24 protein-coding genes and 2 pseudogenes are annotated in these 21212 nt (G+C 33.1%); 25 read left to right on the forward strand and 1 reads right to left on the reverse strand.

Annotation, left to right across the window (positions count from 1 at the left end; genetic code table 11):
* The first annotated feature begins 188 nt into the window (after positions 1-188).
* The 5 genes from AB1K81_RS05165 to AB1K81_RS05185 all read left to right on the forward strand — a co-directional run bounded on the left by AB1K81_RS05165 (position 189) and on the right by AB1K81_RS05185 (position 6916).
* Complete coding sequence (locus tag AB1K81_RS05165) at positions 189-836, forward strand: TnsA endonuclease N-terminal domain-containing protein (protein WP_412975577.1); 648 nt, start codon at positions 189-191, stop codon at positions 834-836.
* Complete coding sequence (locus AB1K81_RS05170) at positions 829-2841, forward strand: hypothetical protein (RefSeq protein ID WP_053071967.1); 2013 nt, start codon at positions 829-831, stop codon at positions 2839-2841. The genes AB1K81_RS05165 and AB1K81_RS05170 overlap by 8 nt, the downstream gene beginning before the upstream one ends.
* A gap of 16 nt (positions 2842-2857) precedes the next feature.
* On the forward strand, positions 2858-3859 hold the full coding sequence (locus tag AB1K81_RS05175; RefSeq protein WP_047982023.1) for an AAA family ATPase: 1002 nt from the start codon (positions 2858-2860) through the stop codon (positions 3857-3859).
* Positions 3849-5003 carry a TniQ family protein gene (locus AB1K81_RS05180; RefSeq protein WP_412975578.1) on the forward strand — a complete coding sequence of 385 codons (1155 nt, stop codon included), beginning with the start codon at positions 3849-3851 and terminating at the stop codon, positions 5001-5003. Before AB1K81_RS05175 ends, AB1K81_RS05180 begins: the two co-directional genes overlap by 11 nt.
* Positions 5004-5515: 512 nt before the next feature.
* A complete protein-coding gene (locus tag AB1K81_RS05185; protein ID WP_412975579.1) occupies positions 5516-6916 on the forward strand; it encodes a hypothetical protein in 1401 nt (466 codons plus the stop codon).
* A 2-nt stretch (positions 6917-6918) separates the two neighbouring features.
* On the opposite strand, the gene AB1K81_RS05190 is transcribed toward AB1K81_RS05185, so the two are convergent.
* Positions 6919-7104: a hypothetical protein gene (locus tag AB1K81_RS05190; RefSeq protein ID WP_047982026.1), complete on the reverse strand. Its 186-nt coding sequence runs from the start codon at positions 7102-7104 to the stop codon at positions 6919-6921.
* 244 nt (positions 7105-7348) lie between these two features.
* Here AB1K81_RS05190 and AB1K81_RS05195 point away from each other — a divergent pair, with 244 nt between their 5' ends.
* The 20 genes and pseudogenes from AB1K81_RS05195 (at position 7349) to AB1K81_RS05290 (ending at position 20826) form a co-directional block, all read left to right on the forward strand.
* On the forward strand, positions 7349-7996 hold the full coding sequence (locus AB1K81_RS05195; RefSeq protein ID WP_053071969.1) for a hypothetical protein: 648 nt from the start codon (positions 7349-7351) through the stop codon (positions 7994-7996).
* Positions 7996-8754: a cytochrome c biogenesis CcdA family protein gene (locus tag AB1K81_RS05200; protein ID WP_047982028.1), complete on the forward strand. Its 759-nt coding sequence runs from the start codon at positions 7996-7998 to the stop codon at positions 8752-8754. The genes AB1K81_RS05195 and AB1K81_RS05200 overlap by 1 nt, the downstream gene beginning before the upstream one ends.
* A gap of 40 nt (positions 8755-8794) precedes the next feature.
* Positions 8795-9388 (forward strand): peroxiredoxin family protein, encoded by a 594-nt coding sequence (locus tag AB1K81_RS05205; RefSeq protein ID WP_412975580.1) that lies wholly within the window; start codon positions 8795-8797, stop codon positions 9386-9388.
* A 39-nt stretch (positions 9389-9427) separates the two neighbouring features.
* Entirely contained in the window at positions 9428-9817 is a 390-nt protein-coding gene (locus AB1K81_RS05210; RefSeq protein WP_047982030.1) for an OsmC family protein, read from the forward strand.
* Positions 9818-9887: 70 nt separating this feature from the next.
* Positions 9888-10571, forward strand: coding sequence for a response regulator transcription factor (locus tag AB1K81_RS05215; RefSeq protein WP_047982031.1), 684 nt, complete (start codon positions 9888-9890; stop codon positions 10569-10571).
* Positions 10558-11652, forward strand: coding sequence for a sensor histidine kinase (locus AB1K81_RS05220; RefSeq protein ID WP_412975581.1), 1095 nt, complete (start codon positions 10558-10560; stop codon positions 11650-11652). Before AB1K81_RS05215 ends, AB1K81_RS05220 begins: the two co-directional genes overlap by 14 nt.
* A 295-nt stretch (positions 11653-11947) precedes the next feature.
* Positions 11948-12499, forward strand: coding sequence for a sulfurtransferase TusA family protein (locus AB1K81_RS05225; protein ID WP_047982033.1), 552 nt, complete (start codon positions 11948-11950; stop codon positions 12497-12499).
* Positions 12500-12511: 12 nt separating this feature from the next.
* On the forward strand, positions 12512-12907 hold the full coding sequence (locus AB1K81_RS05230) for a DsrE/DsrF/DrsH-like family protein (RefSeq protein ID WP_047982034.1): 396 nt from the start codon (positions 12512-12514) through the stop codon (positions 12905-12907).
* Between the two features lie 86 nt (positions 12908-12993).
* Complete coding sequence (locus AB1K81_RS05235; protein WP_412975582.1) at positions 12994-14121, forward strand: MBL fold metallo-hydrolase; 1128 nt, start codon at positions 12994-12996, stop codon at positions 14119-14121.
* A 161-nt stretch (positions 14122-14282) separates the two neighbouring features.
* Positions 14283-14510 (forward strand): sulfurtransferase TusA family protein, encoded by a 228-nt coding sequence (locus AB1K81_RS05240; RefSeq protein WP_047982036.1) that lies wholly within the window; start codon positions 14283-14285, stop codon positions 14508-14510.
* Positions 14511-14573: 63 nt separating this feature from the next.
* A complete protein-coding gene (locus tag AB1K81_RS05245; protein ID WP_047982037.1) occupies positions 14574-15353 on the forward strand; it encodes a sulfite exporter TauE/SafE family protein in 780 nt (259 codons plus the stop codon).
* 479 nt (positions 15354-15832) lie between these two features.
* On the forward strand, positions 15833-16093 hold the full coding sequence (locus tag AB1K81_RS05250; RefSeq protein ID WP_047982038.1) for a metal-sensitive transcriptional regulator: 261 nt from the start codon (positions 15833-15835) through the stop codon (positions 16091-16093).
* 102 nt (positions 16094-16195) lie between these two features.
* A complete protein-coding gene (locus AB1K81_RS05255; RefSeq protein ID WP_047982039.1) occupies positions 16196-16492 on the forward strand; it encodes a rhodanese-like domain-containing protein in 297 nt (98 codons plus the stop codon).
* Positions 16493-16538: 46 nt separating this feature from the next.
* Complete coding sequence (locus tag AB1K81_RS05260) at positions 16539-16898, forward strand: rhodanese-like domain-containing protein (RefSeq protein ID WP_047982040.1); 360 nt, start codon at positions 16539-16541, stop codon at positions 16896-16898.
* Between the two features lie 15 nt (positions 16899-16913).
* Entirely contained in the window at positions 16914-17213 is a 300-nt protein-coding gene (locus AB1K81_RS05265) for a rhodanese-like domain-containing protein (protein ID WP_412975583.1), read from the forward strand.
* A gap of 25 nt (positions 17214-17238) precedes the next feature.
* The gene (locus AB1K81_RS05270) at positions 17239-17625 is read left to right on the forward strand and encodes a DUF302 domain-containing protein (protein ID WP_047982042.1); all 387 of its coding nucleotides are present in this window, start codon (positions 17239-17241) and stop codon (positions 17623-17625) included.
* 76 nt (positions 17626-17701) lie between these two features.
* Positions 17702-17947 carry a glutaredoxin family protein gene (locus AB1K81_RS05275; protein WP_047982043.1) on the forward strand — a complete coding sequence of 82 codons (246 nt, stop codon included), beginning with the start codon at positions 17702-17704 and terminating at the stop codon, positions 17945-17947.
* Between the two features lie 88 nt (positions 17948-18035).
* Positions 18036-18272: pseudogene (locus AB1K81_RS05280) on the forward strand (glutaredoxin family protein).
* A gap of 238 nt (positions 18273-18510) precedes the next feature.
* Positions 18511-19111: pseudogene (locus tag AB1K81_RS05285) on the forward strand (methyltransferase domain-containing protein).
* Positions 19112-19797: 686 nt separating this feature from the next.
* The gene (locus AB1K81_RS05290; RefSeq protein WP_412975584.1) at positions 19798-20826 is read left to right on the forward strand and encodes a DUF4238 domain-containing protein; all 1029 of its coding nucleotides are present in this window, start codon (positions 19798-19800) and stop codon (positions 20824-20826) included.
* Positions 20827-21212: the final 386 nt, after the last annotated feature.

Genomic DNA, 21212 nt, shown 5'->3' on the forward strand with positions numbered 1-21212 from the left:
TTAATATGTCTTTTAGGTTTAAATTAAAGGATAATTAACCATTCACTATTTGATGCGTTAGTAGAAGTGGCGAATGCTGAAACATAAACTTCAATAGAGCGAAGATTATAATTTTCGCTCTTGTACTATTGCCATATTTTGTATATTATCTAATCAAGTGAAGAATAATTAATACGAGGAGGTATAACATGTATAGCCCTGTCGTTGACCCTTCCAAAAAGCATTATGGTGCAAACTTCTGGGATAGTTATAGTAACAAAATTAATAGAGATGTTCATTTTTATAGTGATTTAGAATATGACCATTGGATTCATATTGAAACCAATCCAAATGTTGTAGATTTTTGTGAGAAACCAATGAAAATAAAAGGCATTATAGATGGCAAAATCCATGAAACAACATTTGATATGTGGATAAAATGGAAAGACGGTAACGAAGAATTTATTGAAGTTGCCTACAATAAGGATGTGCTGAATCGCAAAGATACCAAAAGACGTATTTTCCTTCAGAGAGAGTGGATTAAGAATAATAATCGTAATTACCGAATTGTTGATGAAACTCAAGTTAGAAAACAACCACTATTAGATAACCTCAAAGTTATACTTCCATATACTAAAGATTTCTATAAATTAAATGAGATTTCTATATTCTCGCTTTTAAGATATATTAATGAAAAACCTGCAACATTCCAAGAGTTAATAGATAATACTAGCCAAAAAGACGTTTTTACTTTCTACCAAAATATATTTTACCTATATTATGAAGGAAAAATCAATTTTAATATTGAGGAGCAACATTTCAACTATTTAACAAAGGTGTGGAGAAGGTATGAGTAAATATAAAAGGCTATTAGATCAACCGAATATACCAAATGAATATCTTAATAGAACGACTTGGCCAACAGTAAATGAAAATATATTATTGGATAATGAAAAGAAAGAGATATTTATAAAAAGAAAAAAAGCTATAGATATGTATATTGATAATGAAAAGACTATTAATGAAATTTGTAAGATAACAAATATTAATCAAACGGACTTATATAGATTATTAAAACGTTGCTTAGAAATAGATAATACAGGACAACCTTTTGGATATAGGGCTTTGATTCCAAACTTTAGAGTTAAAAGATATACCCGTGAAGAAAATATCGATGGTTTTTTTAACGATGAAGAGAAGAAGCTCACTGGAGCCTTTATGAAATTTCTTCGCAAATTCCCTGATATCGAAGATGAAATAAATGAAATGGTTTTTAAAAAGAAAAAAAATAACCCCACAACTAACATTCCTTTGGGAAAAGATCTGCATAGAAAATTTGTTAACATATGCAAAATGCATCCTTTAATTGATTTTAATAAAGGAGACTATCCTTCTAACACTGAAGATTTTGGAAAAAGGTCATTTTATAGGTATATAAGACAACTAAAGATAAATAATCCCCACAAATCCATAAATGCATATGGCAAAGACTCTGAAGTTCTTCTAAGAACAACAGGTGAGGGTGATAAATCAAACAATATCATAAGACCCTTCCAACGTGTTGAATTTGATGGGCATAAAATAGATACATCTATTGCCATAAAATATACTTCACCGGAAGGTGATGAAATTACAGATGTAATGGAACGTATTTGGTTATTAGCTATAGTTGATTGTGGAACTAGTTGTATATTGGGTGCTACTCTCGTGTTAAATAAAGAATATTCTGCATCCGATGTACTTACATGTATTAAAACCAGTATTCTTCCTAAGTCTCCAATTGAACTAATGATACCTGGTCTTAAATATCCTGAATATGGTGGTTTCCCATCAGATATTATTCCTGAAACCCAATATGCTGTTTGGGATGAGATGTTATTTGATAATGCAAAGGCAAATATTGCCAAAATAGTAAAAAGCAAACTTAAGAAGATAGTTGGATGTCAAGTAAATACTGGCCCTGTTGGAACTCCGACGAGGAGACCATTGATAGAGAAATTTTTCCATTTACTCGAGATAAATGGCTTTCAAAAATTAACTACCACTACGGGTAGCAATCTAAAGGACTCCAAAAGACAAAATCCTGAAGAAAAAGCGGTAAAGTATGAGGTAACTTCAGATGAAATTGAACAACTTTTGGAAGTTTTAATTACAGAACGTAATGGAACCCCCTTACAAAGTTTAAATGGACTTACCCCACTCGAAGCAATGCAACAGCGAATTAACAGGAAAATGCCATATAGAAAGCTAGATGAAGAATATAGGGATGGCTATGAATTTCATACAATTGAAATTGAGCGGGTTATTAGAGGATCTTTAAAAAATGGGAGAAGACCTCATATTACCTATATGGGCACGAAATATAGAAATGAAGTTCTTTCTGGAGCCTTTAATCTTATAGGTGAAAAATTAACTTTAGTTATAAACATTGATGACTTGAGAATGATAAAAGCCTATTTACCTAATGGAGCAGAACTAGGAATTCTGAAAGCAACCGGTAAGTGGTATATTCATAAACACAGTCTTAAATTACGTAAAACAATTCTTAAATTAGTTAGGGAGGGACAATTAAAAATTTCATTAGAAGAAGATAATCCCATAGAGGTATATCATCTATATTTAAAAGAAAAGGCAAAAAATAATAAAAGTGTGAGGAATCAACTTGCATCGTTCGAAAAATCTTTGAGTCAAGATAAAAAAAACACAGATAGCTTAAATAGTGATTCTTTAGATTCAACTCCCAATAGTAATTCAACTGACACAAAAATATCAAATTTTCCATCTCGGCAAGCAAATGGTAAACAGAATTCTACTAATATAAACAAGTATAAAAAAAGGGAAAGATTCTCTTTTAATTCATAAAAAATGAGGTGTAGAAATGTCTAACGCTTATAAAAACAGCTCAAAACCAGAGATTTCAACAAGGCCTTCCATTCCTAGTGGAGGGCACCCAATTGAGCAAGGTGACTATTTAATTGATACTATTTCTATAAACGAATTAGCAGACTCTGTACTGAAATGGATTAATTTAAGAAATCCTGGAGCGGTTATTTATGGTGAGCCACGATTAGGAAAAAGCTATGCAATAAAATATATTCAGAAGGTCTTCGATTTAAAATATAAAAGTCAATGGTTTACTTATATAGTTAGAACGAGAAAGATGAGAAACCCTAATGAAAATCGTTTTTTTGAACATTTATTAAAGGATATTGGACATGAACTCTATAATATAGGAAAAGTAGATGCTAAAAGAGACAGATTAATTAATTTCCTATTTGAAAGAGGAAACCGTTCTATTAGGAACCAAATCGTATTATTTATTGATGACGCACAACGATTAGGCACTGTAGAATACGAATGGTTAATGGATGTTTATAACGAATTAGAAAGCTATGGAATAACACTAACAACAATCCTAGTTGGACAAAAAGAATTATCTAATAGGAGAAATACTTATTTAACATCAGACAAACAAATTGTTGGTAGATTTATGATTCATGAAAATAGATTCTATGGATTAAGAGAACCTGAGGAGTTAGCATTTTTATTATCTTCTTATGATGATGTTACGGAGTATCCAACGAATAGTGGTTGGAGTTATACGCGTTACTTTTTCCCAGTTGCTTATTCGGAAGGGTTGCGTCTAGAAAATGAAACTGAGGTAATATGGCAATGTATTCAAGAAATTAGGGCCAAAGCAGGAGTAAAACATAAAATAGAAATACCAATGCACTATATGATAGCTATTATAAATTATGTATTAAAAAAATTTGGTGCTAATGAGGGGAATGAAAGATGGCCAACTACAAACATGTGGCTTGAAGCAATCATTGAATCTGGATATGTCAATGCTGCTGAGGTAATCAGTTATGATGATTAGATTAACTTTTCCAAACAGAAATTCTAAACAATCCTCATATACATGGAATCCTTCATGGATAGGACTCTTTGAATCACCTTGGAGTATATTGAAAAAGTTCCAGGAAGTAAATAGTTTAAATACTAGGGAACTGAATGAAGTATTGGCCATTGAAGGATTTAAAACTGATAAAAGAGTTTCGTTGTATGGTTTGGGTCAGTTGGATAGAAATTTAACAAAACAAGCCCTTCAATTTGATCTTATACAAGAGAATAAGCTATTACTGCATAAGTTACTCTCACCGTTATACAACTTTAAAGGAGATATTGAACAGCGCTTTTTACGGCAACATTTAACATTTTGTCCCGCATGTTTGGTGAACAAATACCATTCGTTACTTCATCAATTCCTTTTCATACATAAATGTCCTTTTCACTCAATAGAATTACTCAATGACTGTCCTCAATGTAATCAAAGGATACCTTTTGAGCTAGATGATACTTATTATAAATCACCATTCGTTTGTAAGTGTGGATTCGAGTTCGCAAAATTTGACCGACGTATTAATACTCTTACTACTATTAAAATAAAAGATTCTAATATTATGAAGTGGTTAAAATATGAAAAAAAATTTATTCATTCTGTTAATTACTCACTTCAGTTTATGGAAGGGTTTGGAAAAGATAGTAGCTATCAAGAAGAAGATTTCAAATATAATCTTTCAGATATATTTTTTGTAGTAGAGAATAACAAAGGCTTTATTCATACAAAAGAGAAGATTTCACTAACTAGGTCTATCCCTCAAATAATTAACACAAGGGAGAAAAAGCTAAAAAAATACAAATTAATTTTTAATAAAGATCATATAATTAGCGACCTTCAATCTGAGTCCTATTTGATGTGTAATCAATTATTTAAATCTATTGCTAGACACTTGAGAAATACAATATTAAAAAAACATATTGGGTGTATTAAAAATTTCACTAGATACTCGGACAACTTGGTACTTGAGGATGTTTGTCCATATGCTATTGCCTACATAATATGGAGAAGTAGACTGCAGAATTTTAAAAGTATGGATTATGTGGACAACTATGGTACTACACCTTTTTGTAGAGAGCATTATACTAGATACGGTTACCCAATAGTAAATGGTTATGAATAAATTGATAGAATTCATTCGACTATCCAACGCGAGGAAGAATCTGGAAGAAGAGCATTATTCCACTGGAAAATGAATCGCATCGTTGGTGAATATATTCTAGCTGATTTTAAAAGGTGTTTAACAGCTGCCAATGATTTCGTAACTGGAAAAGGATTTGATTGGAAGTATATTGACAGTTTTAACCTCTTATCGAAAGTAATTATAGCAACCCCAAAAAATCCGTTAAATTCATATCTTCTATATATAAAGTCGCCCATCCTTATAACTGAAATAGTTAAAGAATATAGGTGCCCTAATAACTTCTTTAAAAAAGGTAGATTTAGGGGAAAGGAATATAAATTTATTAAACCGAACTTTGAAATATTAGACATATTAGACAAATTATATTTTAAATAACTCACATAAAATTATTCTATGGACACTCTCAAAGTTATTCTGAGTGTCCAACTTTTTTATGACTAAATTATATATGAAAGGGGAAAATAGGAAAAAATAAGAAGGTATGACGTAAATTGAAAAAAGATTTAAAAGTAACCTGGGATAACAATTGGATTAATGAATTTGAATCTCCATGGGGAGTATTTGAAAAGTTTAAATATGCTAATTCTGTTCGGAGCGAAGATATTTTATCCTTATTTAGTAAACCGAAAACAACACAAAAAAACAATACCAGGGAATGTAGATATAGCTTGTATACTGTAATTGATTTTGATGATGAACTGATTCAAAATCTTATGGGGCTTTCCTTAAAAAGTATTGTGGAAAATTACGAACAGAAACTATGTTCTGTATTTTTCAAAAGCAAACAAGGGTATCCTGAATATTTTAAAGATAATATGCAAATATGTGAAAAATGCTTAAGTATTGGTTTTCATAGCATTCTACACCAATTTAATCTAACTAACACATGTCCATATCATTTAACAAAGCTAAGGAATAATTGCCCTAGGTGTAAGAGAAGAATTCCATATATTTTGTCAGATGATTATATTAGCTCTCCATTTCAATGTATTTGTGGCTTTATGTTTATTAAGGAGAATTCCATAAGAAATATTTTTATAGAATGGAAAAAAACTCGTCAATTAGAGATAAAGGATAAGCAAATTAGTGAATGGATTGCCATTAATAGAATAGGGAAGTCAAGTAATACTAGGATCTATTTGTATCATAAAAATACTCAAATAGAATCTTTAAATTCATTGATAAATCATTTCAACTTTAAAAGATTATGTTTTGAATTTAATTCAGCAAACTTTACAAAAGAGAATGTCACTATACAAGTTCCAGAACTATCGGTTTTGAATGATAATTTAAGAGAAGAAATTTATAAATCAACACGCCAAACATTTAAATCTATAGTTCGTTATTTAAAGAAAACAATACTTTATAAGCATAAACATTGTATCAATAAATATAAGAAAATGTTTTACGGAGACGACAATTGCCCATTTGCTTTTTCATTTGTTCATTGGAGGAAAAATATAGAAGGATTAAAAAACTATTGGGAGGTAGAAAACGGTACTCATCTGTTAAAAAAACAGTCTGTTTTGTATTTTGATTTTGCTTCGAAACAAGACAGTACTTTTCTTGAAGAATTCATCATTTTATTCCAAAACGGTGTCAATGGCCAACAAGTAAGTAAAAAAGAGTTAATATATATGATAAATAGAACAATGTCTATATTAATTATAAATCATTTTTATAACTGGTTAAGTTACGCTAAGATAAATGGATGTAAAGCAATTCATCATAATGGATTACCGTTGCAATATAAGAAGTTGCCACAATTCTTAATTCAATTTAAATTAAACGGGAATTCAAATTCAATTAGTTTTTATAACATAACAAATAATTACATAGAAAGTGAATTTACTAATCTAAAATGTCCTAACAGTAGTAATAAGGGGAATTAATATCAATACTTGGACTCAGCATTATATTTTCGTTCTTCACGTTCTCTTTGTTGTTTACTTCTGATAAAAGCTTTTCCTCGTTTCAATCCTAGTTTATATAACTCCATATCTTTTCTTAAAAGCTTAGAGATCTCTTCTTCAGTTAAAAATATTTTTGATTTATATACAGGTATTTCAATATATTTCATGAGTATTCCGCCCTTAGTATTATTTATTTTAGTATCGAACAATTATACATTTCTATACTAGAGTAATTACGTAAATTTGCTTAGACAGTAGTAGACATACTTGCTGCCCCGCCAACTACAATAACTTACATTAAAGAGACTTACGGTCTCTTTTTTATTAAAAACATTTTATGGCTTTCATCAAATTTTCATATTAGACGGATAAGATACAGTTGGACAGTGTTTCGAAAGTGAGGAAATGCAGGTGGCGATAGCAAGCAAATTGACAGCAATTGGTATAATAGCCCTTAGTCTAGCACTAGGATATCTTTCTTTATATTTATTTAGTGATTTAACGAAAGAAAAAAAGAAAAAGCATATGGAGGAGCTAACCTCACAACTTATTAATTTCGTTATCTTTATTTGGGTAGGGAAAATTGTATTAAATATTACTATTTTTATTTCCGATCCTCTATCCATTTTAGCCTACCCAAGTGATTCGAAAGCCTTTTATTTTGCGATTGTACTAATAGCTTTATTACTCTTTTATAAAGCGAAACGGAAAAACTTAGACGTACTTCCTTTATTGGAATCCTTTGTTCACATCTTTCTTATCAGTTCGTTTGTTTATGAATTTATTCAATTTGTTATAGAAGATAATCCGTATGCTTTAGGTTATTTAATCCTACTAACTATTCTAATTGGTTTCTTCTTCTTCCTTAGGGAGCGTATCACAATTCCAGTTTTATTAATCGTTATAATAACGATGTGGTCGATTGGAATGCTGGTATTGTCATTTGTTCAGCCTTTTGTAACTGTTTTTGGTTATAACATGGCACCATGGTTTGTTGGATTGTTTTTTACTACCAGTATTGGTAGCTTAACTTATAAATTAAGAGAGAGGGATGCATAATGGGTATTATTGAAGCCGATACAATGCTGTTAGCTGGAATGCTTTTAGCGATAGGAGCAGGGGCATTATCTTTCTTGTCGCCTTGCGTTTTACCGATATTTCCAGCTTACATATCATACATAACTGGAATAAGTGTAAAAGAGTTACAGGGAAATAAGAATAGTAGAATGGTGCGGCAGTTATTTGCCCATTCCATCTTCTTTTTATTGGCTGTTTCACTTGTCTTTTTAAGTTTAGGTGCAAGTGCATCCTTTTTGGGACAATGGGCACAAAAGCTTTTAATTGGGGATTCTGGCTTACTCATTCAACGGATAGCAGGGGTATTAATCATCGTAATGGGTTTATTTATTGCTGGATGGATTAACATACCTGCTCTCATGAAGGAACGACGTTTTCATTCCACAAGAAAGCCTGCAGGTTATATTGGAACTTTTTTTGTAGGATTAGGATTTGCTGCTGGTTGGACTCCGTGTATTGGGCCTATCTTTGGATCGATTTTACTTCTTGCCGCTAGTAATCCAGGTCAAGGAATGTTTTATACGTTCATGTATGTCATAGGATTTGCATTGCCATTTTTAATTCTCACATTCTTCATAGGGAAAACAAAATGGATTGTAAGACATAGTAACATCATTATGAAAATAGGTGCAGTTATGATGATCATGATGGGGTTAGTTCTATTCTTTGGATTAATGCCACGTATATCCGGTTTTCTACTTGATTTAATTCAAGATACTCGGTTATCGAGACTAGGATAAGGACGGGGTTAAAAATTTAGTCCTTTAGGAGGTTTGGTTAATGAGAAAGTGGATTCTAATGATCATTGTTATTGGTATGCTAGGTTGGGCAGTATATGATTTTATCGACTCCAACAGAAAATCAGCTGATCAAGTTAAGAGTGAAGACGATGTACAGTTAACGGAAGAAACGAAATTAGGCGAAGAAAATGAAGAAGCAGATGAGCCAGTTATTGGATTGGAAGTCGGAAACAAGGCACCAGACTTTCAGCTGCAAACTTTATCTGGTGATACGGTAAAACTTTCAGACTTTCGTGGGAATCGCGTGATGATCAATTTTTGGGCTACATGGTGTCCGCCTTGTCGAGCAGAAATGCCAGATATGGAAAGATTCCATCAGGATAAGGATGTTGTGATCCTAGCAGTGAATTTAACAGATACGGAACCTAGTCTTGAAGATATTGAGAAGTTTTCAGATGAATATAAGCTAACATTTCCTATTCTGTTAGATGAAAATTTAGATGTAGCGACTCTATATATGATACAGCCAATACCAACCACTTATATGGTTGACTCCAATGGGATAATTGGTTTTAGAGCATTTGGAGCAATGAATTATGATTTAATGGTCCAAGAATTTGAGAAGATGGAGTAATCATTCCATGCATAATTTAGGAGCTTGGAGGAGAAAAGAATGAAGTTTCATTTAGGAGAATCTGGTGTCATTCAAGGGGACTTCGAATATGGAAAAATAGATATTTCAAGTAAACCCGACATTGGCTTTCGACCAGTACAGTTACTCATTTCGTCACTTGCGGGTTGTAGTGGTGGGATGTTAAAGAAAATATTAGTAAAGAAACGTATTAATTTTGATTCGATAGATATTGAATCAGATCTTGAACGAAATGAAGAAGAAGCAAATAGAGTTACGAAAATAACCCTTCACTACATTGTTTATGGCAAGAATCTAGATATTTCCAAAGTACAAAAATCACTGGATTTAGCAGTGAAAAACTGTGCCATGGTACAGTCAGTTAAAGATGCAATTGAGATTGTTGAAACGATTGAAGTTAGAGAAAAATAAGGGGATTGTGGTTTGCAAGGTTTGAGAAGATGGCATAGAGTGTGTAGTATAGTGGGCAAGGGGTGAGAGGATGAAACAAACGATATTAGTTGTAGAAGATAATAAAATGATTCGGGAATTAATTAAGATTTATTTAAAGAAAGCAGGCTATGACGTGGTAGAGGCTGCAGATGGAGAAGAAGCTAAAGAGGTTTTTTTAACGAAACATCCTTGCCTAATTATACTTGATTTAATGCTTCCGAAACTTAGTGGAGAAGAATTTTGTACATGGGTCCGTGAACAAGAACGTAATGAAGTATCGATTATTATGCTATCCGCTAAATCTCGTACGGAAGATAAAATAAAGGGGTTAAAAATTGGTGCAGATGACTACTTGGTGAAACCATTTGAGCCAGAAGAACTTCTAGCGCATATCGAAGCGGTACTCCGTCGTACGGGCCAATTCTGTCAAAAAATTGCTTACGATGGCCTCTGTATCAAACCACGAAAAGGAGAAGTGCTACTTTTTGATCAAGAAATCAAATTAACGAAGCACGAATTCAATCTTCTATATTACTTTATGGAGAATCCAAATTTAGTTATCTCTAGAGAAAATCTCATCAATCAGCTTTATCCATATGCAGATAAACTAGTGCTAGATCGAACAATAGATGCCCATATTAAAAAACTACGAAAAAAAATTGAAGAAGATCCAGCTACTCCGAAACGAATCATTACAGTTAGAGGAATGGGGTATAAATTTGTTAAAGAATAAATGGGGAAATGGGTTAGTTCCCAAACAATTTCTTTTCCGACTTACTCTTATTAATATATTAGTTATTACGTCCTTTGTAGGTCTTAGTAGTTGGGCAATTTATAATACGGCATGCGTACTCGCGGATGGATTAGTCTCTATGAGTAATCAAAAACAAGCCAAATTTGAAGCTACCTTACTACAATATTTGTGGATATTCAGCATTTCCACAATTATCATTGGTAGTCTGACACATTTTTATTTAACAAAAAAACTTATCCATCCATTAAGAGAGCTAATCGATTCCACAAAAAAAATGAAGTATGGGAAGTATCCTGAACCTATTACAGTTAAACCTGATGGAGAAATTGGAGAATTAATTAGTCACTTTAATGATTTAGTGAGTCAAATAGAAGCAAATGAACAACACCGAAGAAAGCTAGTCTCTGATTTATCCCATGAATTTCGAACTCCTTTATCAAATTTAAATGGGTATTTACATGCTCTGCAAAGTGGTGTGCTAGAAGGGGATAATAAACTGTACCAATCCTTATATGAGGAGTCAAAACGACTCATTCACTTGGTAGAACAAATGGAACAATTAAAAGAATGGGACTATATATCCAATCAAAGATTTACACAAAAAGCTCCTAGTAATATGAAAAAATTGGTGGACCAAACTGTGGAAATGTTTCGTTGGACTTTAAAACAGGTAAATATTAAAGTTGTTGTTGATGTTACTTCTAGTATAGTTATGGTTAATAGTGGTGCTATAACACAAGTGATTAGTAATTTATTAGATAATGCTATCCGCTATTATGAAGGAGAAGGACCAATTACGATAAAAGGGAAGATGAATCAATCGACATATTATCTGTCTTTAACAGGACCTGGAAAACCTATTTCGATTGAAAAACAAGAAAGGATATTTGATCGTTTTTATCGAATTGATCATTCAAGGTCACGAGAGTTTGGTGGGTCAGGATTAGGGCTGGCTATATCAAAGGAGATTATAGAACGTCATCATGGTAAGCTAGATGTTAGTTCAGATGGGAATATTCATACGTTTTGGTTTGAATTGCCTGTGGAGGAGAACTACTGAGAGTGGGATTGCGTGAATTTCTGATATATGTCCAGATGCAGAGTGTGCATGGGGCCAATTTTAAAGAAGATGCGCCCAACAAAAATAAAAAATAAATTAATCGGTTGACTTTTTACCCCATGGGGTATATTATAGGTCGTGTAATTGATTTTCACTTGCGAAATGAGTGGAAATTTGAAAAGGCATCAAAGAGAAGTCGTTATCGAGAAACGACTATTTTATTACAAATACAAATACCCATGCCGGTATTTGTATAGATGCCATAAAATAAACTAATAACCAAGGAGGGAACGGAATGATTCAAGCTAATATGCGGTTAGATGCAAAAGGCTTAGCATGTCCAATGCCAATTGTGAAAACTAAAAAAGCAATCACGGATATAGAAGAAGGCCAAGTGTTGGAAATCCAAGCAACAGACAAAGGATCAAAAGCAGATTTAGCAGCTTGGGCAAGTTCTGTAGGACATCAATATTTAGGAACAGTGGAAGAAGGCGATGTACTTTACCACTATATTCGCAAAGGTTCTAATGAGCCAGAAGTAGAAAAAAGATTCGAACATACTGTTTCGCTTGATGAGATTGAATCACGAAATGGTTTAATTTTAGACGTTCGTGAAGCAGCAGAATATGCATTTGGTCATATTGAAGGTGCAAAATCCATTCCAATGGGAGAACTAGAATCTCGCCTAGCTGAATTGGATAAAGTACAAGAAATTTATGTGATTTGCCGAACAGGGAAACGCTCTGACTTGGCAGCACAGCTATTAGCTAATAATGGTTTTACAAAAGTTTATAACGTTCTACCGGGTATGAATGAGTGGAACGGTAAAATAACAAAAGAGGTCTAGGAGGAATTTATTATGTCAGAAAAGGTAGCTATTATTGCATCAAACGGTGGAGTGTTTGATGCATACAAAGTATTTAATATCGCAACTGCGGCGGCAGCTTCAGAAAAAGAGGTACAAATCTTCTTTACGTTTGAAGGACTTAACTTAATTCACAAGCAAACTATGCACAATTTAGAAATGCCTACTGGAAAAGAACATTTTGCTGAAGGATTTGAGAAAGCTAACATTCCTTCTATTCCACAACTAGTGGAAATGGCTCAAGAACTTGGGGTTAAATTTATTGCTTGTCAAATGACAATGGATGTTATGGGTCTTACCAAAGAAGATTTCGTTGATGGAATCGAAGTTGGTGGAGCAGTAACATTCCTAGAGTTTGCTAAAGATGCAGCACCAACACTAACTTTCTAAATTGATTTTAAAAAATTCATGCAGTGGAAAATTTCTCCACTGCAAAAAAATCGAATTTACTATACCTAAGGGGGTAATTTTAGAAAATGACAGTAAACAAATGGACAGTAGCACAAGTTGCTCGAAAAGTAATCGGTAATGAAGAACTATTTATTCTGGATGTACGTAACGCGGATGCGTTTGAGGATTGGAAAATAGAAGGACATAAATTTGAGTATTTAAATATTCCTTACTTTGAATTGTTAGATGGGGTGGGAGATATTCTACCTAAGCTTCCAACTGATAAAGATGTGCTAGTAGTATGTGCAAAAGAGGGATCTTCTGTCATGGTAGCGGAAATGCTATCAGAAGCTGGTCGTGAGGTAGCTTACCTTGAAGGCGGAATGAAATCCTGGAGCAGCTATCTAGAACCAATTAAAGTAGCTGATTTAGAAAATGGCGGCGAGCTATACCAATTCGTTCGTCTAGGTAAAGGTTGCCTATCTTATATGGTGATCTCTGAAGGGGAAGCTGCAATTATTGACGCAGTACGTTTCACTGACGTATTCACAAACTTTGCAAAAGAAAAAGGTGTAGTAATCAAGCATGTATTTGATACACACTTACACGCTGACCATATTTCAGGTGGACGTCACATTGCTGCTGAAACAGGCGCAACTTACTATCTACCACCAAAGGATGCAAGAGAAGTAGTGTTTGATTACGCACCGCTAACAGATGGACTAAACGTGAAAATTGGTGCATCTCAAATTGATGTAAATGCACTATACTCACCAGGTCATACGATTGGTTCAACATCATTTGTTATTGACAATCAGTATCTATTAACAGGTGATATTCTATTTATTGACTCTATCGGTCGTCCAGACTTAGCAGGACTTGCTGAAGACTGGGTAGGCGATTTACGTGAAACATTATATATACGTTACCGTGAACTAGCAGAGGATTTAGTTGTTTTACCTGCCCACTTCATGATCATCGATGAATTAAATGAAGATGGTACTGTGGCAAGAATACTAGGTGATTTGTTTAAAGAAAACCATGGTCTAAACATCGGAGACGAAGCTGAATTCCGACGTACGGTTACAGATAACCTACCACCACAACCAAATGCATATCAACAAATTCGTCAAGTAAACATGGGTAAAATCACTCCTGACAATGACGAACAAACAGAAATGGAAATTGGTCCAAACCGCTGTGCGGTACGTTAATATTTGATTAAGTTGAGAAAATTCGGTTGATGTTTCAAAAAAAACGATTGATAACCTTGAGTTTTCGGTTGATGGTCTATAAATCTATCAATAATTTAAAGGTTTGGTTAAACATCTACTCATTAGCCTAAACAAAACAAAATGATAAAGGAGTTTTTGATATGAACATTACAAGAACATTAGATGCCAAAGGACTAGCTTGTCCAATGCCTATCGTTAAAACTAAAAAAGCAATTGATACGATTAATTCTGGGGAAGTGCTTGAAGTAGTTGCAACAGACAAAGGTGCACTAAGCGATATTCCTGCATGGGCAAAATCAGGTGGTCATAATGTATTAGAACAAAAAACAGAAGATAATGTCCTATACTTCTATATTCAAAAAGCGTAACGAAAACCAAATAGCGATTAGCAATCACTACTCGCTTTTCTAAATTAGAAAGAAGGTTTGTTAATGGATATAACATTTATCATCGTCATATTTGCAATTGGATTTATTGGTTCTTTTTTATCTGGTATGCTAGGTGTTGGCGGCTCGATTATTAAATATCCAATGCTATTATATATTCCACCATTATTCGGTCTAGTAGCATTTACAGCCCATGAAGTTTCAGGAATAAGTGCCGTACAAGTACTATTTGCTTCCATTGCCGGAGTATGGGCTTATCGTAAAGGTGGATACCTAAATAAGCAACTCATCATCTATATGGGAGGAGCTATCTTAATAGGTAGCTTAATTGGTAGTTATGGATCTAGCTACCTATCCGAACAAGCAGTGAATGTAGTATATGGTATTCTTGCTGCAGTTGCTGCAGTGATGATGTTTATACCGAAAAAGCAAGTAGATGATATGGAACTAGATGAAGTGACCTTTAATAAGCCACTTGCAGTTATCTTAGCCTTAATTGTTGGAATAGCATCTGGAATAGTAGGAGCAGCAGGTGGTTTCTTACTTGTACCAATCATGTTAACTGTTTTACACATCCCTACACGAATGACGATTGCTACAAGTTTAGCAGTAACCTTTATATCGTCTATCGGTGGTAGTGTTGGTAAACTCGTTACCGGTCAAGTAGATTACTGGCCAGCACTAATTATGATTTTAGCAAGTCTACTAGCAGCACCACTTGGAGCAAAAACTGGTAAGAAAATGAATACTCGAATTTTACAAGTTATTTTAGCTCTTATGATTGCTGGTACTGCAGTAAAGATATGGTTAGATATTTTAATGTAGTTATTAGTATTCTAAACTGTCATTTTGAGACAGTTTAGATAGCAGGAATTTATACCTAATATATACTTGACCAAATACCCATTAGGGTATAAAATAAGTTTATCCTATTATAATAGGTGGTGGACATGGGTACCTATTTTATTTTAATTGTTGGCTCACTTTTATGTATAATGTTATATAGAAGATATTTTCCTGTACGAGGTATTCCATGTAAAATGTCCGGTCATGATAAGACAAGCACTGTTGTTTTAGACATAAGGGACTATAACATTGAAACTAATCATAATCAAAGTGATATGCGTATACCATACGCATATTTGAAAAGATTTGTTCAAGAAATCCCACACCAAACATTACATGTGATTGCAAATGATCGCCTAGAGCTTAATTTAGGGTTAAGATATTTAAGAAGCAAGGGATATCAAGTTGCTAGTTATCATATAAGTAACTGTCCGTGCAGAGAAAAGGAGTGATAAAGAATGGAATATGATAAAGCAGTTGTCAATCGATTAAAACGAATTGAAGGTCAAATCAAAGGCGTTTTAAGTATGATTGAGAAAAACCAAGACTGTAAAGATGTCATTACTCAGTTATCTGCTTCACGAAGTGCAATTGATCGTACCATTGGTTTAATTGTAAGTATGAATTTAGAACAATGTGTTAGGGAAAATATAGAAAAAGGTGAAAACACGCAGGCATTAGTAAAAGAAGCAGTAGATTTATTAGTGAAAAGTAGATAAGATCAGCAATTCAGTTGCAAAGGAAGAGTTGTTGAACTTTTCTTTTTGATTAAAAATATACCCCTATGGGTAAAATGGAAAGCTTTATTGGAGGAAATTATAATGAAAGAAATTACAGCAAAAGAATTAGAACAAAAATTAGTATCAGGTGAGAAGCTAAATATTATTGACGTTAGAGAAGATGTGGAGGTTGCTACTGGTAAAATTCCGGGTGCAAAACATATCCCACTAGGTCATATTTCTGATCGTCTTGAAGAATTTGACAAAAATGAGCATTACTACATGGTATGTCGTTCGGGTGGTAGAAGCGGAAATGCATGCCAATTCCTAACCCAAAATAGTTTCAATGTAACGAATATGTTAGGTGGTATGCTTGCTTGGGAAGGAGAATTGGAGTAATTTCTCCTTTTCTCAAATAAAAAAATAAAAAAATAGAGGAAATGAGATGGGTATTATGGAATGGATTTTGTTAATTTTAATTATCGCATTTTTAGTCAATCGTTTCATGCCAATTAAGGGCATTACGAATATAAGTGTTCAAGAAGTAAAAGATAAATTTAAGGAAAACAATGTACAATTTATAGATGTCCGAACACCAGGCGAATATAAAGCAAATCACCGCAAACCTTTTAAAAACATTCCACTTTCTAATCTTTCTGGTAAGATGGATAAACTTGATAAGCAAAAAGAAATTGTTGTTATTTGCCAAAGTGGAATGAGAAGTACAAAAGCTGCTAAGATGCTTAAAAAACAAGGCTTTGAAACAATTTACAATGTAAAAGGCGGCATGAGTGCTTGGATTTAAGAAAGGAAGACGATTATGGCAAGACAAGTAACACCTGAAGAAGTAGTTAGGCGTCTTCAAGATGGTGAAGAAGTGACCGTAATTGATGTTCGTGAAATTAGAGAAGTAGCAACTGGTAAAATCCCTGATGCTAAGCATATCCCATTAGGACAACTTGCATTACGCAAGGATGAATTAGACAAGGATAAAACCTATATCATTACTTGTCAATCTGGTAATCGTAGTAAAGCTGCTTGTGGAATTCTTGTAGCATTAGGATATAAGGTAGAGGAAATGCTCGGTGGAATGAATAACTGGAGTGGTAAAACCGAATGAATAACAACTCTAAGGAGATGAATATATGTTTCATTATACTGTTGAAACGTCAAAATTAATAGATGAAGCGATACAATCACTGGAAGAGAATTTGAAAAAAGAAAAGTTTGGTGTACAGTGGCAGTTTAATGTTCAAGAAACATTGAAAAATAAGGGGTTTAATTTAGAAAGTCCTTTTACTGTACTTGAGGTATGTAATCCTCAAGAAGCACAAAATGTTTTATCAGCAAACCAACTTATTGGATATTTTCTTCCTTGCAAAATCGTAGTATATGAAGATAAACAAGGAAAAACAAAAATTGGAATGCCAAAACCAAGTAGCCTCATTCAAATGATAGAGGATGAGTCTTTACAGGATGTTGCCACTGATATTGAGAATAGATTAATAGCTTGTATTGATAAGAGTAAGTAATAATCAATAAAGTAGTCCATTAACAATGAGACTGCTTTATTGCAGAATAAATATTAGAAATAGAGGCTTATCTAGAATGAAAAAAGATGTAATACTGTACACCACCACGATGTGTCCGGTATGTGGAATGGTTAGAGATTTTTTAACTAATATGAATATAGAATACGAAGAAGTTAATGTAGATCTTAATCTATTAGAAATGATTAAACTTATTGGGAAAACGCGAAGATTCTCTGTTCCTCAAACAAATATTAACGGTGAATGGGTTTTTGGTTTTGATCCAGTTCGCATACTAGAAGTGTTAAATACCAAGGCTAAATAGCTTGAAAGGTGTTATAACACTTATTCTTTACTATTATAAATACCCAAAGGGGTAAGTTTGATTCAAATAAAATAATGGAGGTTCAATTATGGAAAAGAACATAACCGTATATACAACAACACAATGTCCCTATTGTACAATGCTTAAAGGTTTTCTATCACAAAACAACATTCCGTTTACAGAAGTGAATGTCGAAAAGGATCCGTTGATGATGCAAAAGGTTGTTAAACAAACAGGACAAATGGGAGTTCCTCAAACATAAATTAGCGGTAAGTGGGTTATCGGTTTTGACCCTGAAAGCATTGTTGAAGTACTAAAGCAATAAGGAGTTTAAGAAGGGTGAAAAAATAACACCCTTTTTTAATTATCAAAATCATATAGTGGATTTAAAATAATGCACTACCTACAACTGAAGGATTACTAAGTAAGCAGTTACTCCTCGCTAAGCTGTTAAAGATTCAAACATCAACTCATCATCATGAAGGAACAAAATTAGTAATTCACATTGGGTGAATGTGTGAAAGTATGTAGTATACAACTAATTAAGAAAGGATTGATAAAAGTTGAATAATTGGAATACTCGTTTTCAAACAGAGAGTTATGTTTATGGGAAGGATCCAAATGCTTTTTTGGAGAAATTTCATAAGAAAATACCAATTTCAGGTGAAGCTTTGGCCATAGCTGAAGGAGAAGGGAGAAATGCTGTTTTCTTAGCAGAACAGGGAATGAAAGTTACCACATGGGATTTTGCTGAGTCGGGGCTTGCAAAAACAAATAAGCTAGCAAAAGAACGAGGGGTAGTGGTCTTGACTGAACTAGTAGACTTAAATGAAGCAAACTGGAGTAAAGACAAATGGGATGAAATTGTATGTATCTTTGGACATTTCCCAACAGAGCTTAGAAAAAACACTTAAAGGTGTAAAGGCAGCTGTAAAGCCAGGTGGTTATTTTCTAACAGAGGTGTATTCGCCTTACCAGATTCCTTATAAAAGTGGCGGACCACAAAGTCAGGACTTTCTGTACAAACCAGAAGAGTTTTTAAAAACATTTGGTGATTGCCGCATTGTTCACCTATTTATGGGAGAAGTTACCCGTCACGAAGGAGAACTTCATAAAGGTCTAGCACATGTTATTCAATTTGTTGGGCAGAAGCCAAACGACTAACTTGGTCTCTAAATTCCCTATTTTGCCTAACATAATGTTTTTTTGATGAATCAAAAGTAAGTGTTGATGCCATGAATGAAGTTATTGAAAAGCTAGGTTATGATGTTTAGGCTTAATTATAAGAATAAAAATCAGCTTTTCTATTATATCTTTGAACAAACTGACTAGTATGACAAACCTATTGTCTATAAAAAAGTTAAAATTTCAAGGAATTATATATAAAACGCAATACATTTATGTTATAAATCTATGACACGAAAGTATTGCGTTTATATTAATTTAACACAAACTGTTGCTTTTATTATCAATGGATACTATATAATAAAATTGGAATAGAGGAGAGTCTCTTTTATGGAAGATCTCCGGTATAAAAAATTGAAAACAACTCTGGGTTATTTACCCATCCATGTGGAATTAAACGGATATTTCGACCAGCATTGATGCCATATAAGAGGTTTAATAGTTTAATGTTAGATAATGCACCCCTATATAATATAGCGAAAAACTTTTAAGGTGATAGGACTCCCGTAAAGAACACATCTAGATTAAGGAAGTGTTCCTGCTTTTAAGTACATATTATACCCATCAAACGTTGCACCTAACTTATGATAGAATTATTTATACATAATGAAACAGAAAATTATATTATGAGAAAATTAATAGATAGACGGTCGAGGGGGATATTAATGGGAAAAGTGAAAAATCAACATTATGTGCCTAGGTCATACTTGAAGTACTTTGCAAATGAAAAAGGTCAGTTATGGGTTTACGATAAAGAAACGGATGCTGTTTTTCCTAGTAATATTACTAACGTTGCATCGCAAAAGTATTTTTATGATATTCCCTTTGACGAAATATTTCAAGTTATATCCGAAGATGAGAAGAAAAAACTTGAAGAAGAGCTATCGAAATTGGGTTTCGATACAAAACAAGGTGGCTATAAAACGATTGAACAAGGAATTGAGGAATTCTTCTCTACAGAAATTGAAGGTCCTTATAAGAGTTTATTAGAAAATATTAGAAGCCGCTATGTATTAAAGCCTAATCCTTTATTTTCGGAAGCGCTAACTGTAGAAGAACGTCATCCTCTATCGCTATTTATTGCCTATCAAATTGTTAGATCTAAAGAATTCCGTGAGGGTCTAATTGAAACCCAAAAAGGGGCATTACAAGCAATGGTTGATAGACTGGCAAAAATGCAAGATAAAGACTATGAATACGGGAGTATGACCGTAGAAAAAGAGCATGAATTTCCTAGTGTTGAACATGCTCAGTTTATATTAGGAGATTTTCCAATCATGTTAGCGCAGTCTTTGGTTAATCATTGTTGGATAGTAGGGGTAAACAAAACCACCATGCCATTTTACACATCTGATAATCCTGTCGTTAAAGTTGCTCATAAACGTCATCCAATAATGTCATACGAAGGATACAATTCTGAAGGAATTGAAATAGCACTACCTATTTCACAAAAGCATATTTTAATCATGTATGAACGAACCTATCATAAGAATTACTTGGAGCTGGAAAATTCCTTTGTTCCAATGAAAGATGTTCAAAATGTTATATATTATAACTCCTTACAAGTTTATCAATCCTACCGCCAAATATACTGTCATGATAAAAGGTTTCACTTAATAGAGAAAATGAAGAGAAAGTATGGTTCCTTAAAGAGAACGCCAAAGGAAATAAAAGTTAATGGACGAGATTTCTAAAAACTGCGATTAAACAAAAAAGTAATAAAAATAGTTTGATTATAGTACCAATTTTCATATATAAAACGACTTATAACTGGATGAGAAGCCACTAAAAATTGAATATAGTTAAATAGTGTATTAATTTCTACCAATAATGGGTGCAGCTAAAGAAAAACTTCTAATATTCTATTAAAATATGCGTTAGATAAACAAGGTGATCATTGGAAAATGATTACCTTTTTTTTATTTAATAAAGCAAAAATATATTTGGTGTATTTTAGGATTAATTTAAAGAGATGGATTTAAAGGTACAGGTTAATAATAGAAAAACAGAAAGTTTTAAAACAATAAATTAACAAACCAAGTTAGTATTTTTCTTGATATAAAGGTCACGTACTCTACTT

The organism is Ornithinibacillus jepli (assembly GCF_047228935.1).
Lineage (GTDB): Bacteria > Bacillota > Bacilli > Bacillales > Amphibacillaceae > Ornithinibacillus.